At 67.2% G+C, this 23,468-nt stretch carries 29 protein-coding genes; 16 read left to right on the plus strand and 13 right to left on the minus strand.

The window, feature by feature from the left end; all coding sequences use genetic code 11:
* Window positions 1–132 precede the first annotated feature (132 nt).
* Window positions 133–1,476 carry an alkaline phosphatase family protein gene (locus DPQ64_RS02795; RefSeq protein WP_115862830.1) on the minus strand — a complete coding sequence of 448 codons (1,344 nt, stop codon included), beginning with the start codon at window positions 1,474–1,476 and terminating at the stop codon, window positions 133–135.
* Window positions 1,477–1,605: 129 nt separating this feature from the next.
* A complete protein-coding gene (locus DPQ64_RS02800) occupies window positions 1,606–2,571 on the minus strand; it encodes a transcription initiation factor IIB (protein WP_115862831.1) in 966 nt (321 codons plus the stop codon).
* A gap of 174 nt (window positions 2,572–2,745) precedes the next feature.
* On the opposite strand from DPQ64_RS02800, the gene rnhA reads away from it, so the two are divergent.
* Window positions 2,746–3,339, plus strand: coding sequence for a ribonuclease HI (rnhA, locus tag DPQ64_RS02805; RefSeq protein ID WP_115862832.1), 594 nt, complete (start codon window positions 2,746–2,748; stop codon window positions 3,337–3,339).
* Window positions 3,332–3,970 (plus strand): DUF7108 family protein, encoded by a 639-nt coding sequence (locus tag DPQ64_RS02810; RefSeq protein WP_232820466.1) that lies wholly within the window; start codon window positions 3,332–3,334, stop codon window positions 3,968–3,970. The genes rnhA and DPQ64_RS02810 overlap by 8 nt, the downstream gene beginning before the upstream one ends.
* A 51-nt stretch (window positions 3,971–4,021) precedes the next feature.
* Here the strand turns inward: DPQ64_RS02810 and DPQ64_RS02815 are convergent, their stop codons facing one another.
* Window positions 4,022–4,378, minus strand: coding sequence for a PadR family transcriptional regulator (locus DPQ64_RS02815; RefSeq protein WP_115862833.1), 357 nt, complete (start codon window positions 4,376–4,378; stop codon window positions 4,022–4,024).
* 244 nt (window positions 4,379–4,622) lie between these two features.
* Here DPQ64_RS02815 and DPQ64_RS02820 point away from each other — a divergent pair, with 244 nt between their 5' ends.
* The 4 genes from DPQ64_RS02820 (at window position 4,623) to DPQ64_RS02835 (ending at window position 8,432) form a co-directional block, all read left to right on the plus strand.
* On the plus strand, window positions 4,623–5,156 hold the full coding sequence (locus tag DPQ64_RS02820; RefSeq protein WP_115862834.1) for an inorganic diphosphatase: 534 nt from the start codon (window positions 4,623–4,625) through the stop codon (window positions 5,154–5,156).
* Between the two features lie 100 nt (window positions 5,157–5,256).
* Window positions 5,257–6,372: a DHH family phosphoesterase gene (locus tag DPQ64_RS02825; RefSeq protein ID WP_115862835.1), complete on the plus strand. Its 1,116-nt coding sequence runs from the start codon at window positions 5,257–5,259 to the stop codon at window positions 6,370–6,372.
* Between the two features lie 408 nt (window positions 6,373–6,780).
* Window positions 6,781–8,094, plus strand: a complete 1,314-nt coding sequence (nreA, locus tag DPQ64_RS02830) for a DNA repair protein NreA (RefSeq protein ID WP_115862836.1) — start codon at window positions 6,781–6,783, stop codon at window positions 8,092–8,094.
* 59 nt (window positions 8,095–8,153) lie between these two features.
* Window positions 8,154–8,432: an FtsB family cell division protein gene (locus DPQ64_RS02835; RefSeq protein ID WP_115862837.1), complete on the plus strand. Its 279-nt coding sequence runs from the start codon at window positions 8,154–8,156 to the stop codon at window positions 8,430–8,432.
* A gap of 20 nt (window positions 8,433–8,452) precedes the next feature.
* Here the strand turns inward: DPQ64_RS02835 and DPQ64_RS02840 are convergent, their stop codons facing one another.
* The 3 genes from DPQ64_RS02840 to DPQ64_RS02850 form a co-directional block, all read right to left on the minus strand.
* Window positions 8,453–8,905, minus strand: a complete 453-nt coding sequence (locus tag DPQ64_RS02840; protein WP_115862838.1) for a DUF302 domain-containing protein — start codon at window positions 8,903–8,905, stop codon at window positions 8,453–8,455.
* A gap of 109 nt (window positions 8,906–9,014) precedes the next feature.
* Window positions 9,015–9,602, minus strand: coding sequence for a CPBP family glutamic-type intramembrane protease (locus DPQ64_RS02845; RefSeq protein WP_115862866.1), 588 nt, complete (start codon window positions 9,600–9,602; stop codon window positions 9,015–9,017).
* Between the two features lie 94 nt (window positions 9,603–9,696).
* Window positions 9,697–9,987 (minus strand): DUF5789 family protein, encoded by a 291-nt coding sequence (locus tag DPQ64_RS02850; RefSeq protein ID WP_115862839.1) that lies wholly within the window; start codon window positions 9,985–9,987, stop codon window positions 9,697–9,699.
* 143 nt (window positions 9,988–10,130) lie between these two features.
* On the opposite strand from DPQ64_RS02850, the gene DPQ64_RS02855 reads away from it, so the two are divergent.
* Window positions 10,131–10,523, plus strand: coding sequence for a CopG family ribbon-helix-helix protein (locus tag DPQ64_RS02855; protein WP_115862840.1), 393 nt, complete (start codon window positions 10,131–10,133; stop codon window positions 10,521–10,523).
* 33 nt (window positions 10,524–10,556) lie between these two features.
* Here the strand turns inward: DPQ64_RS02855 and DPQ64_RS19075 are convergent, their stop codons facing one another.
* The 3 genes from DPQ64_RS19075 to DPQ64_RS02865 all read right to left on the minus strand — a co-directional run bounded on the left by DPQ64_RS19075 (window position 10,557) and on the right by DPQ64_RS02865 (window position 12,388).
* Window positions 10,557–10,703 (minus strand): hypothetical protein, encoded by a 147-nt coding sequence (locus DPQ64_RS19075; RefSeq protein ID WP_198661983.1) that lies wholly within the window; start codon window positions 10,701–10,703, stop codon window positions 10,557–10,559.
* A gap of 438 nt (window positions 10,704–11,141) precedes the next feature.
* Window positions 11,142–11,888: a proteasome assembly chaperone family protein gene (locus tag DPQ64_RS02860; protein WP_115862841.1), complete on the minus strand. Its 747-nt coding sequence runs from the start codon at window positions 11,886–11,888 to the stop codon at window positions 11,142–11,144.
* Between the two features lie 224 nt (window positions 11,889–12,112).
* On the minus strand, window positions 12,113–12,388 hold the full coding sequence (locus tag DPQ64_RS02865) for a hypothetical protein (protein WP_198661984.1): 276 nt from the start codon (window positions 12,386–12,388) through the stop codon (window positions 12,113–12,115).
* A gap of 114 nt (window positions 12,389–12,502) precedes the next feature.
* Here DPQ64_RS02865 and DPQ64_RS02870 point away from each other — a divergent pair, with 114 nt between their 5' ends.
* Together DPQ64_RS02870 and DPQ64_RS02875 are read left to right on the plus strand one after the other, a co-directional pair.
* A complete protein-coding gene (locus tag DPQ64_RS02870; protein WP_115862842.1) occupies window positions 12,503–13,411 on the plus strand; it encodes an RsmB/NOP family class I SAM-dependent RNA methyltransferase in 909 nt (302 codons plus the stop codon).
* On the plus strand, window positions 13,408–13,929 hold the full coding sequence (locus DPQ64_RS02875) for a DUF7122 family protein (protein WP_115862843.1): 522 nt from the start codon (window positions 13,408–13,410) through the stop codon (window positions 13,927–13,929). Before DPQ64_RS02870 ends, DPQ64_RS02875 begins: the two co-directional genes overlap by 4 nt.
* Here DPQ64_RS02875 and DPQ64_RS02880 read toward each other — a convergent pair.
* Window positions 13,926–15,485 (minus strand): DUF790 family protein, encoded by a 1,560-nt coding sequence (locus tag DPQ64_RS02880; protein WP_115862844.1) that lies wholly within the window; start codon window positions 15,483–15,485, stop codon window positions 13,926–13,928. The two genes, DPQ64_RS02875 and DPQ64_RS02880, sit on opposite strands and share 4 nt — an antisense overlap.
* Before the next feature lie 94 nt (window positions 15,486–15,579).
* Here DPQ64_RS02880 and DPQ64_RS02885 point away from each other — a divergent pair, with 94 nt between their 5' ends.
* Window positions 15,580–16,080: a hypothetical protein gene (locus tag DPQ64_RS02885; protein WP_157971560.1), complete on the plus strand. Its 501-nt coding sequence runs from the start codon at window positions 15,580–15,582 to the stop codon at window positions 16,078–16,080.
* Between the two features lie 42 nt (window positions 16,081–16,122).
* On the opposite strand, the gene DPQ64_RS02890 is transcribed toward DPQ64_RS02885, so the two are convergent.
* Window positions 16,123–17,514: a DEAD/DEAH box helicase gene (locus tag DPQ64_RS02890; RefSeq protein ID WP_115862846.1), complete on the minus strand. Its 1,392-nt coding sequence runs from the start codon at window positions 17,512–17,514 to the stop codon at window positions 16,123–16,125.
* A 184-nt stretch (window positions 17,515–17,698) separates the two neighbouring features.
* On the opposite strand from DPQ64_RS02890, the gene DPQ64_RS02895 reads away from it, so the two are divergent.
* The 6 genes from DPQ64_RS02895 (at window position 17,699) to DPQ64_RS02920 (ending at window position 21,707) form a co-directional block, all read left to right on the plus strand.
* Window positions 17,699–18,370: an SCO family protein gene (locus DPQ64_RS02895; protein WP_115862847.1), complete on the plus strand. Its 672-nt coding sequence runs from the start codon at window positions 17,699–17,701 to the stop codon at window positions 18,368–18,370.
* Window positions 18,367–18,897: a TlpA family protein disulfide reductase gene (locus DPQ64_RS02900; RefSeq protein ID WP_115862848.1), complete on the plus strand. Its 531-nt coding sequence runs from the start codon at window positions 18,367–18,369 to the stop codon at window positions 18,895–18,897. The genes DPQ64_RS02895 and DPQ64_RS02900 overlap by 4 nt, the downstream gene beginning before the upstream one ends.
* A complete protein-coding gene (locus tag DPQ64_RS02905; RefSeq protein WP_115862849.1) occupies window positions 18,894–19,550 on the plus strand; it encodes a cytochrome c biogenesis protein CcdA in 657 nt (218 codons plus the stop codon). Before DPQ64_RS02900 ends, DPQ64_RS02905 begins: the two co-directional genes overlap by 4 nt.
* 72 nt (window positions 19,551–19,622) lie before the next feature.
* On the plus strand, window positions 19,623–20,267 hold the full coding sequence (locus DPQ64_RS02910; protein ID WP_115862850.1) for a rubrerythrin family protein: 645 nt from the start codon (window positions 19,623–19,625) through the stop codon (window positions 20,265–20,267).
* A 508-nt stretch (window positions 20,268–20,775) separates the two neighbouring features.
* Complete coding sequence (msrA, locus tag DPQ64_RS02915; RefSeq protein ID WP_115862851.1) at window positions 20,776–21,327, plus strand: peptide-methionine (S)-S-oxide reductase MsrA; 552 nt, start codon at window positions 20,776–20,778, stop codon at window positions 21,325–21,327.
* Window positions 21,328–21,371: 44 nt separating this feature from the next.
* A complete protein-coding gene (locus DPQ64_RS02920) occupies window positions 21,372–21,707 on the plus strand; it encodes a hypothetical protein (protein ID WP_115862852.1) in 336 nt (111 codons plus the stop codon).
* A 132-nt stretch (window positions 21,708–21,839) separates the two neighbouring features.
* Here DPQ64_RS02920 and DPQ64_RS02925 read toward each other — a convergent pair whose 3' ends face one another.
* Both DPQ64_RS02925 and DPQ64_RS18530 read right to left on the minus strand, forming a co-directional pair.
* The gene (locus DPQ64_RS02925) at window positions 21,840–23,081 is read right to left on the minus strand and encodes a mandelate racemase/muconate lactonizing enzyme family protein (RefSeq protein ID WP_115862853.1); all 1,242 of its coding nucleotides are present in this window, start codon (window positions 23,079–23,081) and stop codon (window positions 21,840–21,842) included.
* Between the two features lie 8 nt (window positions 23,082–23,089).
* Window positions 23,090–23,290, minus strand: a complete 201-nt coding sequence (locus DPQ64_RS18530) for a hypothetical protein (protein WP_157971561.1) — start codon at window positions 23,288–23,290, stop codon at window positions 23,090–23,092.
* Window positions 23,291–23,468: the final 178 nt, after the last annotated feature.

A 23,468-nucleotide genomic window follows, 5' to 3' on the forward strand; every position in this document is an offset into this window, starting at 1 on the left:
GGGGGGGGGGCCCCCGGGGGGGGGGGGGGGGGCGCGGGTGGGGCGGGGGGGGGCCCCCCCCGGGCCACCGCAGCGCTCTCCGTCCGAATCCAGTCCGCCGCGAACAAAATAACCGACTCGAACGCGGCCGTCTCAGACCAGACTCCGGCCGTCGAACTCGCTGGCGTCGTACTCCATCTCCATCAGGTCCAGAATCGTCGGCGCGATGTCGTAGAGGTCCACGTCCTCGACGGTCGCCTCGGCGTCGTCGACGAACAGCGAGGCGTTGTCGAAGCTGTGCATCCCGTTGCGCGGGCCGTGGCCGAACACGTCGTCGTGGCCCTTGAATCCGGCCTTGAGGTCGAAGCCGTAGTTCGGGATGGCGACGAGGTCCGGCGCGATGTCGTCGTGGTCGCCGCGGAACGCGTCTTCCTTCTCGACCACACGGTCGACGACCTTTCGGCCCTCGGGGCCTTCCAGCGATTCGATGGCTTCCTTGAGCTGGTCACGCTTCTGTTCGTACTCGCTCTCGGGGACGCTCCCGCGGGGCTCGCGGCCGTCGAGGTTGATGTAGAACCGGCCGGGAATGAGCGAGTAGGCCTCGGTGTCGTCGCTGATGTCGCCCAGTTCCTCGTGGTCGTCGTCCTCGTAGGAGAGCCAGCCCTCCTGTCGGAGCCACTCGTTGAAGTGGACCTCGTAGTCGAGGCTGGTGAACCCGTGGTCGGAGGCGACGACGAGGGTCACGTCGTCCGGGAGGTTGTTGCGAATCTCGCCGAGGTAGCGGTCGATCTTCCGGTAGAAGTCGACGAACTCCTCCTCGTACTCCATGCCCTCCTCGTAGTGCTTGTAGAGGAAGTGGTTCACTCGGTCGGTCGCCATGAACACGCCGAAGAACAGATCCCAGTCGTCCTGCTGGAGGTAATGTTTGAACGCCTCGTATCGGGCGTCGACCGTCTCGTGGGCGTTCTCGATGAACTCGGACTTGTCCTCGTCGTGGCCGAGCTTGGCGTTGGCATCGATGCGATAGTCGGTCGACTGGAGGTACTCTCGCATCTCGTCGGGGTAGGCGGCCTTGTCCACGCCCGGCGAGAGGAAGCCCGAGACCATCCGCTGGACGTTGCGCTGGGGCGGGAACGTGACGGGGACGTTCATCACGGTGGCGTCACGGCCGGCCTCCTGTACGCGGTCCCAGAGCCGGGTCGCCTGTACGTCCCGGCCCATCGGAACGTAGGTGTCGTACGAGCCGATCTCCCGGTCCTGGAAGCCGTACACGCCCGTCTCGCCGGGATTGACGCCGGTGGTCAGGGAGGGCCAGCACGCCGAGGACTCGGGCGGCACGATGCTGTCGATCGGCCCGGCCGCGCCCTCGTCGGCGAGCGCGGCGAGGTGTTCGAACTCTTCGAAGTGATCCTCGAGGAAACTGTACGGGACGCCGTCGATGCCGACGAAGGCGACCCGTGGTTCGTCGTCGCCGCGAATACGGTCGAACAGACCCATGCACCCCGATACGAGGACGGGATACAAGAAATTTCTTTTCGCAGTACGGCCGCTCGACGTGAACGACCGTGAAGGATTCTACAGGTCCGCTGTCTCGGCCGGTGGTGAACGACACGGGCGGACGACGGTTCAGCTGTGGATGCCCATCGCTTCGATCTGCTCCTGATAGCGATTTCGGATGGTGACTTCCGTCACCTGCGCGACGTCGGCGACCTCGCGCTGGGTCTTCTTCTCGTTGCAGAGCAGCGACGCGGCGTAGATCGCGGCGGCCGCGTAACCGGTCGGCGATTTGCCCGACAGGAGTCCTTCCTCGGCGGTGGTCTCGATGATCTCGTTGGCCTTGGTCTGGACCTCCTCACTGAGTTCGAGTTCCGAACAGAAACGGGGGACGTACTTCTTCGGATCGACGGGTTTCATCTCGAGACCGAGTTCCTGGGAGATGTAGCGGTAGGTTCGGCCGATCTCCTTGCGTTCGACCCGCGACACCTCGGAGATCTCTTCGAGGCTTCGCGGGATGCCCTCCTTTCGACACGCGGCGTAGAGTGCGCTCGTGGCGACGCCCTCGATGGAGCGCCCGCGGATGAGGTCCTCCTTCAAGGCCCGCCGGTAGATGACCGACGCGACCTCCCGAACCGACCGCGGAACGCCGAGCGCCGAGGCCATCCGGTCGATCTCGCTCAGCGCGAACTGGAGGTTGCGCTCGCCCGCGTCCTTGGTTCGGATGCGCTCCTGCCACTTCCGGAGCCGGTGCATCTGGCTTCGCTTCTTCGAGGAGATAGAACGGCCGTACGCGTCCTTGTCCTTCCAGTCGATGGTGGTCGTCAGCCCCTTGTCGTGCATCGTCTGCGTGGTCGGGGCTCCCACGCGGGACTTCTCTTGGCGCTCCTGGTGGTTGAACGCGCGCCACTCAGGACCGGGATCGATCTGCTCTTCCTCCACGACGAGGCCGCAGTCTTCGCACACGAGTTCCGCCCTGTCGGAACTCTTCACGAGGTTGTCAGAACTGCACTCCGGGCATTCCCGTACACCTTCTGACTCTTCCTCGGTTTGCTCCGCCTCGGCTTGGCGCTCCCGCTGGCGAGTGGACCGTGTCATCGCACTTTTATAGTAGTAGTGCCGACACACTTAAACCCTCGGACGGTTTGGGTCCTCTCTCACCGGTCAGAATACTTGTTCCTCGTCGCCTTCGTCCGCGGTGATTCGACGGCTCGGTATCCGCTGCGGGTCGCCATCGGAAAGCGTAAATGGTGCTGTCGCCGACCAACGCCCATGCCGGTCATCGAGTGCGACGTGGCCGCTGCACGGGAGAAACTGGCCGCCGCCGGGGCCGACGTGCGGGCGGGCAACGACGACCACGAGCGTTGGCGCGCGGAACTACGCGACGCGACTGCGGTCGCTTACGACGGGAAAGTCGTGATACAGGGCGCGAACCCGACGGACGTCGAGGCGGTCCTGCGCGAGCAGGGCGGCCACGCATACGTCTACTTCGACGGCGCGAGCCGGGGCAATCCCGGTCCGGCGGCCGCCGGTTGGGTCATCGTCACCAGCAACGGCATCGCCGCCGAAGGGGGCGAGACCATCGGGCGCGCGACCAACAATCAGGCCGAGTACGAGGCGCTCATCCGCGGACTCAGGGCGGCCCGCGACTACGGCTTCGACTCGGTCGAGGTGAAAGGTGACTCGGAACTCATCGTCAAGCAAGTCACCGGCGCGTGGAACACCAACGACCCCGAACTGCGCGAGCATCGGGTGACCGTCCGGGAACTGCTGACCGAGTTCGACGACTGGGAACTCGACCACGTGCCCCGAGAGATAAACGAGCGCGCGGACGAACTTGCCAACGAGGCGCTCGACGATGCCTGATCGGGACCACTCGGACGAGCGCTCCACGAAGGACGAGTTCGCGGACGAGGACGCCGCGGATGACGAATCCGCGGCGTCCTCGTCCGCGAGCGACGAACTTCCGAAGGACGTGGTACAGCGCGCCGAACGACTCACCCGCCTCGCGCGGGAAGTAGTCGACGAGAGCGAGGCGACGGCCTACCGCGAGGACCGGGACGAACTTCTGGCCGAACACGAGTTCACCGCGCGCGTCCGCGAGGACGACGCCGGCGAGACGCTCGTGCTGCATCCCGACGAGTGGACAGAAGACGGGACGATTCGTACCGACCGCATCGAGGAGACGGGTCGGGCCGTGGAGCTGTCGCTGTCCGGGCCGGGCGATCCCGACGAGTGGGATGCCGTCGAGGAACACAACCGGGAGGTGGCCGCCCGCGTCCGCGAGACGTACGGCGACGTCCACGGCGACAACGCGGCCGCGTTCGCGGACTTCATGGGGAACCACTACGCGCGACCGGTGGAGTCGGCGACCAGCGACGTGGTCGCGGAATTCCTCGAGGAGTACTTCCCGCGGAACGCGTGGCCCAGCGACGACCAGCGCGCGGTCGTCGAGCAGTCCGTCGACTACGTGTTCGATGTCGCGGCCGAAAAATAACGGCAAGTCGTCGCGGTGACGGCCGGGGAACCCGTCCGTCGAGTGCGGACGTTACTCGTTGTCGGCGACGAGGTCGCGGACCTGCTCTGCGCGCTCGTCGTCGGTCACGAACTTCGAGAGCGACCACTGGAGGCCGTCGACGACGACGGCGAGCCCCTCGTCGGTGAGTTCGTACTGGTTCGTCCGCTTGTCGAGTTCGCTCTTCTCCACGTATCCCTTCTCGACGAGCGTGTCGAGGTTGGGGTACAGACGACCGTGGTTGACCTCCTCGCCGTAGTAGTCTTCGAGCTGGCGCTTGATGGCGAGCCCGTACATCGGCTCCTCGGAGAGGATGGTCAGGATGTTCGTCTGGAACGCGGTGAGGTTGCGGGCGGTGCTAGTCTCGGTGAGTGTCTGTGCCTCTGACATAGACTCTGACATCTGGTAATTTGTCACGACGGTATTTAGTCTTTCCCAACTTGCCTGACTTTTTACGGCGTATACGGTAGTTGTACCACCGGACGTTACGTAACTTGGGTCGGATTTCCAAAATTGGTTCTTCGTGTCGCACGTCTTGCCGGTTTCTCCATCGCGCACCACTGCCGGTCGGACCCCGTCGCGAGAGAATGCCGAAAGGACTTTCCGAACTTCGGACGGATTTCCGGACTGCACTATGACGAACCTCTGGGAAGATCTCGAAACCGGACCGAACCCACCCGAGGAGATCTACGCGGTCGTGGAGTGTCTCAAGGGCGAGCGCAACAAGTACGAGTATGACAAGGATGTCCCTGGCGTCGTGCTCGACCGCGTGCTCCACTCGAACGTCCACTACCCGAGCGACTACGGCTTCATCCCGCAGAGCTACTACGACGACGAGGACCCGTTCGACGTGCTCGTCCTCGTCGAGGACAAGACGTTCCCCGGCTGCGTCATCGAGGCCCGTCCGGTCGCGTTGATGAAGATGGACGACGACGGCGAGCAGGACGACAAGGTCATCGCCGTCCCGAGCGAGGACCCCCGGTACGACGAGGTCCAGGACCTCGACGACCTCTCGGACCAGCAGACCGCCGAGATCGAGGAGTTCTTCGAGACGTACAAGAACCTCGAACCGGGCAAGGAAGTCGAGACGCTGGGCTGGGAGGACAAGCAGGCCGCGATGGACGCCGTCGAGCACGCGATGGACCTCTACGAGCAGCACTTCGCGTAACGCCGTCTGCGAGCAGCAGTTCGCCTGACGCGGGTGTCTGAGGGTTCCAATTAGAATTTTCCCCGAAACTATTTGACGTTGGCCCGAACAGGCCGAATCGATGGCTATCGGGACCCCGTTCGGCGGCGTCGAGACCGCCGCCGTCGCAGTCACGCTTCTCCTCTCGGGAGGACTGGTCCTGTACGCCGCCCAGTCGGTCCAGGGCTGGCGGCGCAGGGACGACGCGGACCCCGTCGACGACCTTCGGAAGGCGGTCACCGGCGGGGATCGCGTGGCGCTCGTCGTGCCGGAAGGGCCGAGTACCGACGCGCTGGCCGCCGCGGTCGGGCTCCAGACGCTTTCCGGCGAGTGGGGCGTCACCGCGCGCCTGTTCGCCGAGGGGTCGATCACCGGCGAGGACAGCAAGACGTTCTGCAACATCTTCGACCTCGAACTGTCGGTCATCGGCGAGAACGCGGACGACCTCACCGACTACGACGCCGCCATCGCGGTCGGGGGCGGCGGTGGCGTCCCGCGACTGTCGAACAACCCGCCGGTGGTCGCGGTGGTCCGCCACCGGCCGACCGCCGTCGAGAACGTCCTCACCGTCACCCCGACCGACGACGGCGCGACCTCGACCACGGCCACGAACCTGCTCGAAGCGGAGGGCGTCGTGCCCGACCAGCGGGTCGCCACGGCGCTGCTCCACGGCGTCCGGGCCGGCACGCGAGAGTTCCGGCGCGCGAACGGCCAGCAGGACTACGAGGCGGCGGGCTTCCTCCACACCTACGCTGACCTCGGTCGTATCGAGGACCTCCGGTCGCCGGGCATGAGCGGCGATACTTTCGACGTGATCAGCGACGCTATCGCCAACCGCGAGCGCCGGGCGAGCTTCGCCGTGACCAACGTCGGGACCGTCCCCTCCGTCTCCGCGCTCGACGAGGCCGCCGACACCATGCTCCGACTGGAGGGGGTCTCGACCGCCGCGGTGTTCGGCATCCACGAGGAGACCATCGTGGTCTCCTGCCGCGCGGAGGACGTGCGCACCAACGCGCTCGACATCCTCGACACGGCGTTCGACACCAGCGAGACCACCGGCGGGAACACCGACTCGGCGACCGCTCGGGTCCCGCTCGGGCTGTTCGCGCAGGTCGACGCCGAACACGAGGAGACGCTGGACAAGCTCATCGACGCCAGCACCCGGAAGTCGCTGTTCGAGGCGTTCGAGAGTTCGTAATCGGGTTCACCTTCTCTCCGCTTGCGCGGTCTTCTTCGGGAGTTGTTACGGCCAAACCCAGCCATGTCGAACTCTCGCCGATTCTCGGCGAACCCCGGTTGCTCGCCGGTGCGATTCCGCGCGCAGACTTGCGCGCGGAATCGCACCGGCGAGCGTGCTATCGGCGGTTTCCCACCGCGAAACCAGCTACTGTCGAGCCGAGTGTTACTGGAACGCCTCGCCCGTAGTTTCAAGTACGATGGCGGGACGAAACCGGCCCGTGACCTGAATACTGCCGCGGGGAAGTACGCGAAATCGGCGGTGCGACTTCCCCGTGACTGGACAGCACCACCTGTACACTAAATTGGGAGCCGATAGTCCGTCCCGAGCGGGCAAGGTTCAAATCGCTCCCGACCCAAGGAGAGACGAATGCGTCTCGACGAGTTCATCGAGGGGTTGGGGCCGGACGAGGAGGACCGCAAGCGACGCCTCGCCGAGGAGAAGTCCTACGAGATTCTCGACTACGTCGAGCAGGTCGAGGATCGGTTCGCCGAGGTCACGTCCGGTGACTCGCTGGTCGGGAGCACCTCGCCGTCGGTGTTCGTCGGGCGGTCGAACTACCCGAACGTCTCGACGGGCATCCTCTCGCCGGTCGGCGAAGAGGAGCGCGCTTCCGAGTTCGCCACCAGCAGCGACTGGTACGAGCGTGGGCTCGACATCGACAACGTGCTCCAGTACCGAACCGGTCTCCTGAACTCGAACCACGCCGCGGACGTGACGAGTGTGGCGGACGCGTGGGACGGGTTCGTCGGCACCCAGCGCGAGGTCGCCATCGCGGACCGCCCGGTGGACGTGGAGATCGGGCTCTCGGACTCGCTGGAGCTGGATCTGGACGTGGACGACGTGACCACGCCGACCGGCCCCTCCGCGCGCGCCACCTCCGCGGACCTCACCGAGAATCCCCACGTTCCGCGCCCGGTGAAGAAGACCCTCGAAGACGACGACTGGCAGGCCCAGGGCGCGATGACCTACCTCTACCGTCGGGGGTTCGACGTGTACGAGATCAACGACATCCTGTCCGCGGGCGCGCTCGGCCGCGGGGAGAACCGACGGCTCGTCCCCACGCGGTGGTCCATCACGGCCGTCGACGACACCATCGGGAAGTTCCTCCGGGGCGGAATCCGGACGAACCCCAGCGTCGACGAGACGCAGGTCTGGATGAACGAGTACGTCGGCAACCGCTACTGGGTAATTCTCACACCCGGCCAGTGGGAGTTCGAACTCGTGGAGATGAAGGCCCCGGGGAGTATCTGGAATCAGGACCCCACCGGCGAGACGTGGATGGGGAGCGCCCACGAGGGCTACGAGGGCCGGACGGACTACGTCGATGAGACTGCCGGCGCGTACTACGCCTCGCGACTCGCGGTGCTCGAACATCTCGAATCGGTCGGCCGACAGGCCAAGTGTCTGGTCCTGCGCGAGGTGTCGGACGACTACTGGGCACCGGTCGGCGTCTGGCAGATCCGCGAGAGCGTCCGCAACGCCTTCGAGGGCGTTCCCGGGAGCGCACGCGACCGGGAGCTCGGCGAGCGCGAAGAGCTCGCCGGTGAGTACGGCGAGGCCGAGACGTTCCACGGCGCGGTCCGGGAGCTGATCGACCAGCTACCGGTGTCGCTTCCCGCTCTCCGTCGTAAGTCCCGGATGCTCTCCGGTCTTCAGGCGAACCTCGCGGACTTCTCCTGACCGCGAGTGTCCCGTCAATCCGGAGAAAGTTTATGGGCGTGCTCGCTCCACCTACGGGTATGGTTCCCTCCCTCGGTTCCCCCGCACCGTTCGACCTGCTTGCCCTGTCCGATCCGATTCCCCTGTTCGGGCCGGTCCCCGGCGGTATGGAGATTATCGTCATCCTTCTCGTGATGATGCTGATGTTCGGCGTCCCGCTGGTCCTCCTCGGCGGCGGACTGTACGTCTACCGCGAGTCGAAGTCCGACCAGCCGGCCGGCGAGGAGCTAGCGGCGCTCCGACAGGAAGTCCGCGCTCTGCGCGAGGAGGTCGAGCAGTTGGACGACGACGAGAAGTAGCGAGTGGGCCTCCGCTCGGGCTACGCCGTGTCGAGGTTCGACCACGCTTCGTCGACCAGTTCGCCGGTGTCGGCGACGATGTCGGCCCACGCCTCGTCGTCGGGGGCCATCCCGACGAGTCGCGCGATGCGCATGATGCTGACGTGGTAGACCACCTGCCGCCCGGGCGCTTCCTGCCAGACGACCACGTTACAGGGGAACAGCCCGCCGATGCGATTGTCGCTGGCGTCGAGCGCGCGGTCTGCCATGTTCGGGTTGCACGCGCCCAGCACGTAGTACGGGTCGTGGTCCGCGCCCTCTACCTTCTCGTTGAGCAGTTCGGAGGGCGAGAACTCCTCCGGGACGCCGAACCCGGCGTCCACGAACGCTTCCCGAACGTGCTCGATTGCCTCCTCGTGGTCCATCTCCAGCGTGGCTCGCTTCTCGCCGATGTCTCCGCTCCCGAGTTTCGCGGGGTCTATTGGTAGAGTCATGCAAGACTGCCTTCGCGTTCGACGGTGAAAAGCACGCGCCATCCGGCCGTCGCTGCACGTACCATCCGGCCGACGCCGCACTCCCCATTCGGCCGTCACTCCGGCGAACTCACAGCGGAAGCGGCAGCCACGACAGCCACCGGAGCACCTGTTCGGTGGGAATCAGCGGCGGGTGGAGCACCAGCCAGTCGAGAAGGCCGAGGCCGATGCCGTGGGCCACCACGGAGGGCAGGATGGAGTTGCTCTTGTAGTCGACGGCGCCGAACAGCACGTCGGTCGGCCCGGACAGCAGCAGTTCCAGCGGCGGCTTCCCCGTGTGGTGGAGCGCGTACACCACCGGGCTGATGAACACGCTCTTGAACCCGATCTCGCGCACGCCGACGCAGAGCAGCCCCCGGTAGTACGTCTCGGCGGCGAGCGCGATGACGAACTGGGCGAGCGCGTGAGGCAGGAACTGTTCGAGCGCGGCGCTCGTCTCCCACATCGGGTAGTACGCCCGGATACTCGGCAGCGACGACCCGACGACGTAGAACGGAATCACGAAAAGCGACAGCAGAACGGTGTTCCGGATCGCGGTGCGGTCGACCCGGTAGCCGAGGTGGCGGCCGTGGCGCGCGGCCAGCGCGAGCGGCGCGAGGATGTAGACGATCACGTCGCGGACGAGCCGGTCGGACAGGCTGGTCACGTCCCACGCCATCCAGACGACGGTCAGCACGGCGCCCGCGAGGAGCGCGCGCTGGACCCAGCTCAGCCGGGCGACGCCCCGGCGGACCGACCGGGCGACCGACACGCTACTCGTTCGCGGTCGGCACCGGACCGGTACCGACGACGCCCCGAACCGTTTCGAGGAACTCCCGCCGGCTCTCGAAGTACGTCTCCTCGACCTCGTCCAGCAGCGACGCCACCTCGCGCGGTCCGTCGGGCGTCCGAACGGTCGCGTCGCCTTCCTTCCGGCGGATCTCGCTCTTCTGGATGGGCCAGTGGAGTCGCGAGGCCACGCGCGCGAGCGGCGCGCCCTCGACCGGCTCGCTCTCGCCGAGCTCGACCGCAGGTTCGGCTTCTTCGTCGTTGTCGTCAGCCATACGCCCGAATTCGGAAGCCCAGGGATTAGGGTTTTCGATACGACGCAACTCGGCTCGCACGCTCGTCACGCTCCGATTCCACTCCAGTCGCACCCCCATCGCGTCCCGAAACACCGAACCACCTCCGCGACGAACCCCGGCGCATGCGAACCAGTCTCAACGTTCCGGACGACGTGCTCGCGGCGTTCGACGAAACGTGGCAGGCCGAAGGCCTCGACTCGCGGTCCCGGGCGGTCCGGGAAGCAATGTGCGAGTACGTCGAGTCCCACGCGGAACTCGAATCCGCCGAAGGTGACGTCATCGCGGTTCTGGCCTACGACTACGAACACGACGCCGTGATTGGCGACCTCCACGCGGTCCAGCACGCCTTCGGTGACGTCATCACCGCGACCAGCCACGTCCACCGCGGCGAGTGGTGTCTCGAAACCGCGTTCTGCGAGGGGCCCGCGCCGGAGGTCCGGGAACTGGTCTACCGCCTCCGGGACTTCGACGCCGTGGCGCGCGTGACGGTGATGGTGCTCGGCGCGGACCGCTGACGGAAACGTCGCCCTGTTTATCGGCTGTTCTCGCTACTCGACCTGCTCACGGAGGCGCTCGACGCCGTCCTCCAGCCGGGTCAGCGCAACGTCGGCGTCCATGTACCCTTGGTCGTACTCGCCGTACACCGTGTCGGCCTCGTCCAGAAACTCCTCGACCGCGTCTTCGAGATCGCTCATACAGCTACCGAGGAGCGACGCCGAGTTAGGTCTGGTGAACTCGCGACGACTGTCGACCGTCGTTCACCGCTAGCCAACCTTCCGACATCGCTCACCACTGGTGAACCTCTCGCCGAAGCGCGCCGGCGGACCATCCGCCGAAGCGCGCCGGCGAACCTTCCGACAGAACACGCCGGCGGATGTTCCGACCGAGAACCTGCGTCCGCGCGAGCGCAGCGAGCGCGGTTCGCCGGGCGCGGCGGGGAGCTTCGCGTCGACGCGAGCAGTGCAACCGCGAGCGAACGAACGTGAGCGAGCGGACCAAGGAACCCCCGAAGGAGCGAGAACGAGGCGGCTCCGCCGCCTCGTTCGGAGCGACTGAGGGGGTGACGCCGTGTTTTTCATGAAAGTTTTGCCAGGGAGAGTGCGCCTACGGCGCGCTCGACCGCAGCAAAAGTTTCATTGGAACATCCGGAGCGGCTGGGCCTGCGAACTCTCGTCGCTTCCGGCCTCGCCCATGCGCTGGGCGAGTTGCTCTTTCTGCTCGCTGATGTCCTCGGCGCGCTCCACGAGGTGGTCGGTCTCGATGGACAGGTCGGTCAGTGGCGAGATGCCTTTCTCGATGAGGATGTGGGCCGCCTCGGGGTCGGGGAACTTCGGGTCGCTCTGGACCACGAGCCCGTAGGCGTCGAGGTCGCGCGCGGCCGCTTCGTGGATGAGCGCGCCCGTGGGGCCGCTGACTGCGCCGCGCTCGGGCGGGAGACCGACGTCGTGGTCGTCGAGCTGTTGGCCCGCCGATCCGGTCGCGATGCCGTACAGCGACGGAATCTCTCCGGGCTCCTTCTCGCGGGGCAATCCGCTCAGGAAGATCGGCGTGCCGTCGTTGTCGACCAGCCACTCGGTCACGCAGTCGGCGAACTCCGTCGCTGTCGAGGCCGACACCGGCACGTCGCTCTGGAGCGCGACGAGGTCGCGCTCGGCGTCGGCGTACAGCCTGACCGGCGGTCGGACCTCCCGGCTGCCCTCCTCGTACACCGAGATGCGCGGCAGCCCCTCGCAGTCGATGCTGGCGTAGTAGGTCATGTCGAACTGGTCGACCACGTGGTCGGTCGCAAGCTTGCCGACCAGCCCGACGCCGGGAAGCCCCTCGACCAGCGTTGGTTCGTCGAGTTGTACGTCGTCGGCGACGACGGTGACGCGAGCCATGCCTTGGAGTTGTGTCAGCGAGCGCATAAAGGTCGGGGCTACGGGTTAGATGACGGTCAGAACGAGCGCGTGATGGAGTCGGTTGCTACACCGAATCGCTTCCCGGTTCGCGGGAACGCGTCCGGTCTGGTTGCTGTGCGTTGCTGGCTGGGCCGCGCAGTCCTGCGCGGCCCAGCCAGCAACGCACAGCCGTTATGTCGCACAACTGCCGCGTTCTACAGTCGCTACGTCTCGGGTTCCGATCCCGAGGTGTAGGCCATCTCCAGCCGGAGCACCGCCGTGCAGGAGACGTTCTCCACCTCGAAGTCGATCCCTTCGACCTGCTCGTTCAGGTAGCCGTTGCATCGGCCCTCCTCGATGATGTTGTCTATGGTCGCCGGGGAGCCACACTCCGGGCAGTCGAAGTAGTAGCCGTCGCGGGCCTCGTGGATGGCGTCGGGTTCGAGTTCCATCCGCACGGCCGATTCCCAGTCGATGTCGGCGAGGTCGTCCTCTCCCATGGACTGGCTGACGGGAGAACGACGGGTAACAGCTACGGCCGTCGACCTGTCGAATGCACGCGTCGCGTCCGCTTTCCGAAACCCACAAGCGCGACTCGCGCCAACTCTGCACCGATGGAGACACTGGAGCGGTACGAACCACTCGTCGCGGAGTTCGACGCCTTCCGGGAGGCGTGCCGGCGACCGCTCCCCTCGGTCGTCCGGGTCAACACCGTCAAGGCGACGCCCGACCGGGCCAAGCGCGCGCTCGACGAGGAGGGAGTCGGCTGGACCGACCGCGAGTGGTCCGACACCGTGCTGGAGTTGGACACCGACAGCCCCGGCAGCACGTGGGCCTCGTTCCACGGCTGGATCAACGGGCAGGAGGAGGTGTCGGCCATCCCGGCCGAGGTCCTCGCACCCGAGCCCGGCGAGCGCGTCTGGGACGCCTGCGCCGCACCGGGAAGCAAGACCACCCAGCTCGCGGCGCTGATGGACGACGAGGGGCTGGTCGTCGCCAACGACAACAACCTCGGGCGGCTCTCCGCCCTGCGGTTCAACACCGAGCGACTGGGCATCACCAACACCGTCGTCACGAACCAGGACGCCCGGAACTTCTCGCTGAAGCCGTTCGACTTCCGGGAGTTCGACAGGACGCTCGTCGACGTGCCCTGCTCGTGCGAGGGGACCGTCCGGAAGAACCCCACGACGCTCGACGACTGGTCGCTCGACCACATCCGGAGCGTCGCGGGCGTCCAGAAGGGCATCCTCCGGCGGGCGATCCAGGCCACGAAGCCGGGCGGCACCGTCGTCTACTCGACCTGCACGTTCGCTCCGGAGGAGAACGAGGCCGTGCTCGACCACGCCCTCTCGGAGGAGGACTGCCGACTCGTCGAGTTCGACTTCCCGCTCGACTCGCGGCCCGGCGTCACCGAGTGGGACGGCGAGGAGTACGACGAGAGCGTCCGGAAGGCCAAGCGGTTCTACCCGCACCACAACGACACCGGCGGGTTCTTCTGCGCGAAACTGGAGGTGGGAGAATGAGCGACGAAACCCCGAAGAAGACGAACGACGGCCAGCGGTTCGACCGGCTTCCCGAGACCGCCGACGACCGCGAGGTCGAGGGTCGCGCGACCCGCGAGGAGGTCGTCGAGTGGTGGGACCGGCGATTCGGCGTCCCGCCCGAGACGTTCGAGGGATATTCGTTCTGGGAGAAGGGAAAGGGCAAGATCTGGATCCTCCGTGGCGAAGTGACCTCGCCCATCCGCGTCGAAGCGCTCGGCCTGACGTTCCTCAGGACGCGACAGGAGCACTGGAAGCCCACCACGAACGCGGTCCAGCGGTTCGGTCGCGAAGCGAGCCGAAACGTCCTCGAACTCACCCGCGAGCAGGCCCGGCAGTTCGTCCGCGGCGAGACCCAGGCAATCGAGTGGGACGGCGACTGGGGGTATCTGGTCGTGGCTCACGAGCTCGCGGGCGACCTGGCGCCCCTCGGCGTGGGTCTGTACGTCCACGACGAACTCCGGAGTCCCGTGCCGAAAGGGCGCCAGCGGGAGCTCTAGTCTTTCTTCCGCACCGTCCCGCCGCCCAGCCCCTCCCACTCGACAGCGTAGCCCAGTTCCGACAGGAACGCGCTCGCGTCATCAATCGCCCGCTCGGCCAGCACCGACTCGGCCTCCGAGAGCGCCATCCCCGCCTCGATTTCGTCACCGAGGTCCTCCAGCACCGCGGGGCGCACGAGGGTCCGACCCACGCGCTCGTGGTCGGGGAACGCCTTCTCCTCGACGGCGGCCTCGCTGACGCCGTACTGCTCGGCGAGGTCCGCCAGCGAGACGGCGTCGGCGTCTGGCGTCAGTTCGTCGGGGAGGGCGGCCGCGCTCTCGGCGACCAGTTCGTCCTCGTAGCGCCGGAGCGCGTCGCGCACGTCCTTGAGCCGGACGGTCCCCGAGTACGGGATGGCGCGGTGGTCCCGGGCCTCGATCGCCTCGCCGACGCCCAGACTCTCGTCGACCGCGACCAGCAGCTCCACGTCCTCGACCGTCTCCAGTTGCGAGAGCTTCTTTTCGACGTACTCGGGCGTCCAGAACCCCATGATCTCGAAGAAGACGCGGAAGTCGGCGGGCGACTCGGCCGTGGCCGAGTCGCCCGCGGGCCGATAGTCGAACGCGAAGTCGGGGATCATCACCCGCGCGCCGGTTTCGAGCGGTTCGGGCTCGCGGGTGAGTTCCCAGTCGAGGTCAAGCGACTCGAACCGGGCGGCGAAGTCCGCCTCCACGCCGCTGTCGAAGGACACCTCCGTGACCGGCTCCGTGCCGGGCACCCGGACCGGGTCGTCGGCCGACAGTGAGAGCGTGCGCTCGGTGCCGTAGTCGTCGACGGTCGCTTCGAGCGTCCAATCGTCGGCCTTCGCGATCGTGCGGAGCAGGCGCGCGAATCGGGTGCCGTACCGCCGGGTCGACCGGAACAGGGCGTCCGGACCGGTGACGACGACTTCGCGGTCCGAGACATCGCGCTCCGCTCCCGCCCCGCCGGTTTTCCGGATCTCGTACAGCAGGCGCAGGCGCTTGACCGCCGACACGAGCGCTTTCGGGTCGGTGGTCCGGACTCGGACCTCGGTCGCATCGAACATCGCGGTCTGGGCCAGCGATAAATTGTACTGTGCGAGCAACTGGTCGGGGTCCCATCGCGAGTCGAACGCCGCGAGCACCTGTCGCTCGTCGAGGTCGGCGTACAGCGAGTCGGCGACCGCCTCGGCGTCGACGCCGAGGCGGTCGCCGGCCCGCCGGAGGGCGTCGTCGCGCTCGCGCTCGGTGACGACTGCAGCTTCTTCGGCCGCCTCGAAGGCCATCCGGCGGGCGCGCTCGGGGTCGACCGACGCGCGCGTCTCGAAGACGGCCTCGCGGTCGAGCAGTTTCGCGAACCCGCGGACGAGCTTGAAGTGGTCGGCCTCGGTTTCGAGTTCCGTCAGCGCCGCGTCGAGTTCCGCGCGCGCTTCGCCGACGTGGCCCTGAAACGTCCCGAGAACCCGGGCGGCCAGCGGGCGGTGCTCCCGGCCGGCGAACACCGGCCGGTAGCCGCCGCCCGCCCGCGAGACTCGCAGCAGGTCCTTGGTCAGCATCGGTCCGTGGTCTGCACACCCGGTAGTCGGGGCGGCGCGTACAAAAAGCGACGGAAGACAGAAGACTCATTCCGCTGGACTGGAACTCGGACCTATGCGCAGACGTGACACGCTTCGTACCTGTATGGCGCTCGGGGCGACCGGGGGACTCGGGCTCCTCGCGGGGTGTTCTGGCGGGAGCGACGCCGGTCCCGAAACGCAGACCGGGCAGTCCGACGAGCCACTGGCGGTGTCCGACTTCAACTACGAGGAAGGTGACTCGGGTAATCTGGTCGTCACCGCGACCGTGACCAACGCGGGGGAGTCGGAGGCGACGGGCTACGTCTACGTGACGGTGACTGCCGCGGAACCGACTCGCACGACCGAGAGCGAGGATTCCGCCGACGCCGACGCGACGACCGATGGTGGCGACGACGCCGACGCGACGACCGGCGAAGCGACCACGACCGACGACGGCGACGACACCGTGGCGTCTCGCCGGTCGATAGAGGTGGCCGTCCCCGGCGGCGAGACGAAGACGTTCGAGATTCCCTTCGAGTTCACCGTCGACCAGTTCGAGCGGCAGGGGTCGCTCGAGATCGACCTTCGGAACTGAGGCTGGAAAATCCGCGTCCCGCGAAATCACGCCCCGTCTCTCTTACCGCCGTCGCTCGGCCACGCGCTCTTCGGCTGTCTCGGCGCTGACGACCTCGTACAGCAGCGCGGCTCGCCCGTCGTCGTTCGGTCGCAGGACCCGGCCGAGTCGCTGGGTGAACTCGCGCTCGCTTCCGCTGCCCGAGAGCACGACCGCGACGTTCGCGTCGGGCACGTCGACGCCTTCGTCGAGCACGTTCGAGGTGACGACCCGCGAGTAGGTTCCCTCGCGGAACCGATTCAGGATCTCGCGGCGCTCGGCCGCCCCGGTCTGGTGGGTGATGGCGGGGAGCAGAAATCGCTCCGAGAGTCGGTAGACCAGATCGTTGTGCGCGGTGAACACGATGACCCGGTCGCCGCGGTGGCGGTCCAGAATCGTCTCGAGCGCGGCGACCTTCCCCTCGCTGTTCATCATCACCTCGCGGGCGCGCTGTTTGGCGAGCAGCGCCTCGCGAGCCTCGGGGTCCGAGCCCGAGCGCTTGACCAGTTCCTGGTAGTCGCTCCCGCTCTGCATCCGGATGTTCGATCTCGCGAGGTAGTTCGTGAACACCTCGTTGGCCGCCTCGTAGCGCTGTCGCTCCGCGTCGGTGAGTTCGACCTCGACGCGCTTGAGGTCGTACGGTGCGAGGTGGTCGCCCGCGAGTTCGTCGGCCGCGATGGCGTAGACGCGCTCGCCCAGCAGGTCGGCGACCACCTCGTGTGCGCCGTCCGGGCGCTCGAACGTCGCGGTCAGGCCCATCCGCGCGGGCGCGGCCAGCAGGCGAGCGATGTCGCGGTAGCCCTCTCCGCCGAGGTGATGGACCTCGTCGAAGATGGCGAGGCCGAACCGGTCGCCCAGCTCGTCCGCTCGGAGGTACGCCGAGTCGTAGGTCGAGACGGTGAGCGCTTCGACGATCTGCTCGCCGCCGCCCAACTGGCCGACAGGGACGCCGAACTCCGTCTCCAGTTCGCGCCGCCACTGTTCGAGCAGGTCGATGGTGGGGACCACGACGAGCGTCGCCGTCTGGAGGTCCTCGATGGCCTTCAGCCCGATGACGGTCTTCCCGCTCCCGGTCGGGAGTTCGAGCACGCCGCGGCGGCCCGCGTCCTCCCAGGCGCCGAGCGCCTCGGCCTGGTACTCGCGGAGTTCGTACGAGGACGCCACGTCCGGGAGGTCGGGCGCGTCGAGTACGCTATCGTCGTACGAAATGGCGCGCTCGTCCAGCCAGTCCCGGAGCGCGGCGTACCGGAAGGCCGGCGCTCGAAGGGTCTTCGAGCGCTCGTCGGCCTCGACGTACGGGAGGGCGGTAGACGAGTCCGACGGGTGGTCGGCAGACAGGTCCGACGCCAGCGCTGCATCGGGGCCGACCTCGATCCGGACGGTCCCGTCGTCGAAGGCGAGTGTTACATCGGCCACTGTTCGGTCGCTCCTCGGCGCTCCGTCGACTTAAGCGGCGCGTCGCTCGGACGCGCGTCGGTGGTCTTCCGACGTCGTTTCCGGCGACGGGGCGCGCGGCCAATCGCGAACGCCCCGCTGTCCACCGATGGTTTTCGAGAGTCACACCAGACGACCTTTCAGACGGCGGTTGCTACTGCCGGGTATGAACCGACGCGACTACCTGCGGACAGCCACCGCCCTCGGACTCGCGAGCGGGGTCGCGGGCTGTGCGGGAGTCCTCGACTCGGACGGGAACCCGGACGTGACGCTCCCAGAACCCGACCGCGAGGTCGGCAGCGAAGACCTCCCGTATCCTGCGTGGGGCCAGCAGGTGCCGGACGTGACGCTTCCGGCTCCGCGGGCGGACCGCACGGTCGAACTCCGGGCAGTGGACGAACCCAGCGTGCTGACGTTCTTCTACAGCCACTGCAACACGGTGTGTCCCGTGCTCATCTCGACGATGCGGAACGTCCACACCCACTCGTTGAACAACGACTACGCCGACGAGGTGACGTTCCTCCCGACGACGTTCGACCCCCAGCGCGACGACGCCGAGCGACTGGGAACGTACGCCGACGAGATGAACGTCGACCCCGACGCCGAGAACTGGCAGTTCCTCCGGCCCGAGTCGCGTGACCGCGCGAAGTCGGTCGTCCAGGAGCAGTTCGGCGTCGCGTTCGACCGGACCGAACCGGAGGAGATGGACATGTACATGTTCACCCACAGCGCGCTCACGTTCCTCGTGAACGCCGACGGGTACGTCGAGCGCGCCTACCGGTCGAAATCGCCGGACGCCGAACGGATAATCGACGACCTCGACACCGTGCGGTCATGAACAGGCGACGCTTCCTGACGGCGGCCGGTGGCCTCGGTCTGACCGGTGCGAGCGCGTGGGTCCTCCGGAACGGCCTCGGGTCCGACGCCGACTCGGCGTTCCCGATGCAGGTCGATACCATGGACGCGCCCGGGTCGGAGGCCGGGCGGGCCCGGGTCCCGGCCAGCGACACGGTGACGATACTGGACCTGTTCGCGACGTGGTGTAGCCCCTGCGTGGAACAGATGGACGCGCTCGAAGCGGTCCGCCAGTCCTACGGCGACGACGTGACGACGATCTCGGTCACCAACGAGCGCCTCGGCGGGTCGCTCACGAAGAGCGACGTCCGCGAGTGGTGGCGCGACAACGACGGCGCGTGGACGCTCGGCCTCGACCCCGACAGCGAACTCATGTCGGCGCTCGGCGCGGGCGGCATCCCCCACGTCGCGGTGTTCGACGCCGACGGTTCGATCCGCTGGCAGGAGACCAGCCTCTCGGACGCCGAGACGATCGGTGAACGCGTCGACGCGGCGCTCGACGACGCATGACGGGCGCGGAGTTCGTCGGCGCGCTCGCGTTCGCAGCGGGAACGGGCGTGACGACGTTCTTCGCGCCCTGCGCGTTCCCGCTGCTGCCGGGCTACGTCGGCTACTACGTCGACAACAGCGACGACTCCACGGGCGTCGTCTCCGCGGGCGCTGCCGCCGGGGGCGCACTGGTCGCGCTCGGTGCGGTCGCGGGCCTCGTGTTCCTGCTGGGCCGGACGGTCACCGCCGTCCTGCCGCTGTTCGAGCCTGTCGTGGGTGTCGGACTGGTCGCGTTCGGCGCGCTGATGCTGACGGGGCGCGCGCCCGACCTGCAGGTGGTGCTGCCCGAGCGGCCGTCGTCGCTGGCCGGCTTCGCAGCCTTCGGTGCGGTGTACGCGGTCGCCGCCGCTGGGTGTGTCGCGCCGGTGTTCTTCGGCGTGGTCACGCAGGCGCTCGCGTTCCCACCCGCTCGCAGTCTCGCGGTTCTGGGATCGTACGCGGGCGGGGTCGCGGCCCCGCTCGTGGGCGTGACGCTCCTCACGAGCGCCGGCGTCGAGACGTGGCGCGACCTCGGGCGGTATTCGGGGTCGCTGGAGCGGGCGGCCGCGGTCGTGATGATACTCGCGGGCCTCGGCCAGCTGTACCTCTCTATCGTCGTGCTCGACGTGCTGTAGCGGGTCCCGCCGGACGGGCCGAGAGCGACCCGCCAGTAAAGCTTCAAGCATCGCACGGCCGTACGTCCAAGCATGAACGCAGACGAGTTCCCCGAGGAGATCGAGGCCGCCAAGCGGACCCAACTCGACCGGCTCGGCTCCCAGCAGTCGCTGGTGGCGCTGACCGACGCCGACCTCGCTGCCGAGCAGGTGCTCCGGGCCGCGGCGCTGAGCGAGCGCGCCGCCCGCGAGACGTTCGGCGAGTGGGCAGACACGGATGACAACGAGGCCGCCGCCGAGGTGTTCGGCGCGCTGGCCGAACTGGAGGCCGACCACCACGAGCGCGTCGTGGCGGAACTGGACGACGAGAGCGTCGAGAACGCCGCGAAGGCTGCCGAACTGGACCCGATGCACGAACATCTCCGCGAACTCGACGAGACGGTCGAGCGCGCGGCGGGGCTGGTCGGCCGGGCGCTGGTCGCCGACCGGACCCAGTTGCAGGTGGTGAATTTCTTCGTCAACGAGGCCGACGAGCGCCGGGCGGACCTGTTCCGGGAACTGCGCGCCGACACCCAGCAGGGCGTCGCGGAGGGCGTCGAACTGCTGGCTTCGCACTGCGAGTCGGACGACGACTGGGAGCGCGCCCGGGCGACCGCCGAAGCGGTCGTGCAGGTGGCCTACGACGACTACGCCGAGACGCTGGACGGGATGGGTCTGGACCCGAAACCGATCTGCTGAACGCTTGGAATCGGAGTTGTGAGGATTCGGTCGCACTTGGTGCTAGTTCTACTCGGCTGGCGCTCGGGTTCTCTTTCTGCTCGGCGCGTGCTGGCGTCTGCGCGAGGGCACCGAGCGCAGGCTCGTCGGAGCTTTGCTCCGACGATGGCCGAGGACCGCAAGCGGTTGGGGAGGACGAGGTGCGGTCGCGGTGCTGTTGCGGTGGCGGTGCGGTCACGCCGAGGCGCAACGATAGCTAGCTCACTCGGAACAATCAAAATCAGCGTGAAGCTAGCTACTTGCCGTTGCACATGAGAACCGCAACCGCACAGCACCGCAACCTCATGCCTCCCTAGCCTCCTCACTTCCTCGCTCTGCTCGGTCGTTCGTCTCTCTCGCGCGCGTTGCTCGCGCTCGCCGAGGTTCACAAATATTGACTCCGCAACAACCCTAACTCCACGACAATAGTCCAATTGTCACCGAGCCGCTTCCCGCAGACCTAACCGTCCGGACCGCCTACGACCATCCAATGACGCGAGACTCCGAAACCGAGACGGCCACCCTCGCTGGCGGGTGCTTCTGGTGTACCGAAGCGGCGTTCAAGGAACTCGACGGCGTCGAGTCGGTCACGTCCGGGTACGCGGGCGGGCACGTCGAGGACCCGAGCTACGAGGCGGTCTGCTCGGGCGACACCGGCCACGCCGAGGTCGTGCAGGTCGAGTACGACCCCGCAAAACTGGCCTACGAGGACCTACTGAAGGTGTTCTTCACCGTTCACGACCCGACCCAACTCAACCGGCAGGGCCCGGACGTGGGCACCCAGTACCGCTCGGCGGTGTTCTATCACGACGACGAGCAGGCCGATATCGTCCGGCAGTTCGTCTCGCAACTGGAGGCCGAGGGGGCCTACGACGAGGGCGACATCGTCACCGAGATCGAACCGCTGGAGGAGTTCTACGAGGCCGAGGAACACCATCAGGACTACTACGAGAAGAATCCCAACGACCAGTACTGCTCGATTCAGGCCGAGCCGAAGGTTCAGAAGGTTCGCGAGAAGTTCGGCGGGAAAGCCACGCAGTAGCGGTCCGAAACGCTGTTCTTTTCCGGGCGAGCAGAGCCGAGCGGATGCCCCCGTTTCGGGTACTCGACTTCACGTTGGCCCTCTCGCTAGCCTTCGCCCCGCTCGTGATGCCGCTACTGTCGTCAATCGGACAGGCCAGAACCGGCCTCGTGGTAGGGACGGCGATGTCGGCCCTCGTCGCAGTTGCCGTCCTCGCACACGCTCCGAACGTCGAGAGTCGACTCGTCTGGAAGTTCGGCGGGCTGACGTTCCTCGTCTCCGCTGGCGTTCACCTGCTGACTGGTACAGGGGCGAACGCCGGGGACGCTTCCCCCATCGTCGTCGTCGCTGCGTGGGCCGTCTCGGTCATCGTCGGAGGTACAGTCGTCTTCCGGAACTGATCGAGCCCCGAAGAATCTCTGTCAGCCCGACGAAGCGACGCCTCGTCGAACACAAAATCGGAGAGTTCTGGGCTCGCCTTCGCTTCGCTCAGTCGAACGCCGCGGAGCTTCGCTCCGCGAGCTTGACGTCGGCTACGCCTCGTCAAACAACTCCTCGCCGGCGACCATCCTGTCCTCGACCACGTCCATGTCGAGGGTCACGCCCAGCCCGGGCTTCTCGGGGATCTCGATGGAGCCGTCCTCGATCACGTCCTCCTCGACGAGGTCCTCCCACCAGCCGAGCTGGTAGCTGTGGTACTCGACCGCGAGCGCGTTCGGGATGGCGGCTCCCACGTGCGCGGAGGCCATCGTTGCGACGGGCGAGGAGACGTTGTGCATCGCGACCGGAATGTAGTACGTGTCGGCGTGGTCGGCGATCTTCCGCGTCTCGCGCATCCCGCCGGTCTTGGGCATGTCGGGTGCGACGATGTCGACGGCCTGCTCCTCGATGAGTCTGCGCTGGCCGTGCTTGCGGTAGACGTTCTCGCCCGCCGCGATAGGCGTGGTCGTCTCGTGGGTCACGCGAGCCTGCACGTCGTGGTTCTCGGGCGGCACGGGGTCTTCGAGCCACCAGACGTCGTACTCCTCCAGCGCGTCGGCGAGGCGCTGGGCGCTGCCCGCCGAGAACGTCCAGTGGCAGTCGAACGCCACGTCGGCTCGGTCGCCAACGCTCTCGGTGACGGCCTCTACGATGTCGACCTTGTGGCCGATCTCGGGGTTGCGGAGGTGGCGATTTGCCCGATCCTTCTCGTGGCCCGAAGGCACGTCGAGGTCGAACTTGAGCGCGTCGTAGCCAAGCTCCTCGACCACGCGCTCGGCCTCGTCGGCGCACGCCTCGGGGTCGGCCTCGTCGGCGGTGTGACAGTCGCAGTACACTCGGACCTCGTCGCGGTACTTCCCGCCGAGCAGTTGGTAGGCGGGGAGGTCCAGCACCTTCCCCGCGAGGTCGTGGAGCGCGATCTCGATGCCGGAGATGGCAGTGACCGTCACGCCCTCGATGGAGCCCTCGCCGGACATCTTCTGGACGAGGTGCTCGTACAGTCGGTCGATGTCCAGCGGGTTCTCGCCGACGAGGAACGGCCGCATCCGCTGGATCAGCTCGGGGACGCCCGCGCCCCAGTAGGCCTCGCCGGTGCCGACCACGCCGGCGTCGGTGTACACGCGGACGAGCGTCCACGGGAAGTTGCCGTCGATCATCGTCGTCTGAACGTCGGTGATCTCGAGGTTTCGCGGCCCCGGCGCTCGCTCGGCTCGACAGCCCATCGTCTCCGCCGAGAGGTCCCGCATCGTGTACTCGGCGTTCGGATCGTGGAGCTCCGCGTAGTTCCGAACCATACCGTTGATTACTCGGGCCGAAGTAAAAGTTTGGAGGCTTCAGCTCGGTGCGACCCGAGCGCGGGTACGAGGACGAGGTACGCGCCCGCGACTGTCAGTGCGGCCGCCAGCGGGAGGCCCTCCACCGTGAGCGCGCCCGCCGCGGCGACGACCCAGAACTGTCCGCCGAGCAACGTCCGCTTGTTGACTGGAGGTGTGGCGATAGTCATGGCTACTCGTGCTCCATTTGTCGCATCCATTCCCGGATTCGATTCGGAGGGCGACCGTCGGGTGACAAAAATTAGCAAGGGCTGGCATTAAATCTTCCGACCGTTCAGAATCGCGAAACAAAACGGAACGTTGCGGGCCGGGAGAGGCCGGTCGAGGCAGGACGACCGTCCTGCCTCG

It is taken from the genome of Halorussus litoreus, assembly GCF_003382685.1.
Lineage (GTDB): Archaea > Halobacteriota > Halobacteria > Halobacteriales > Haladaptataceae > Halorussus > Halorussus litoreus.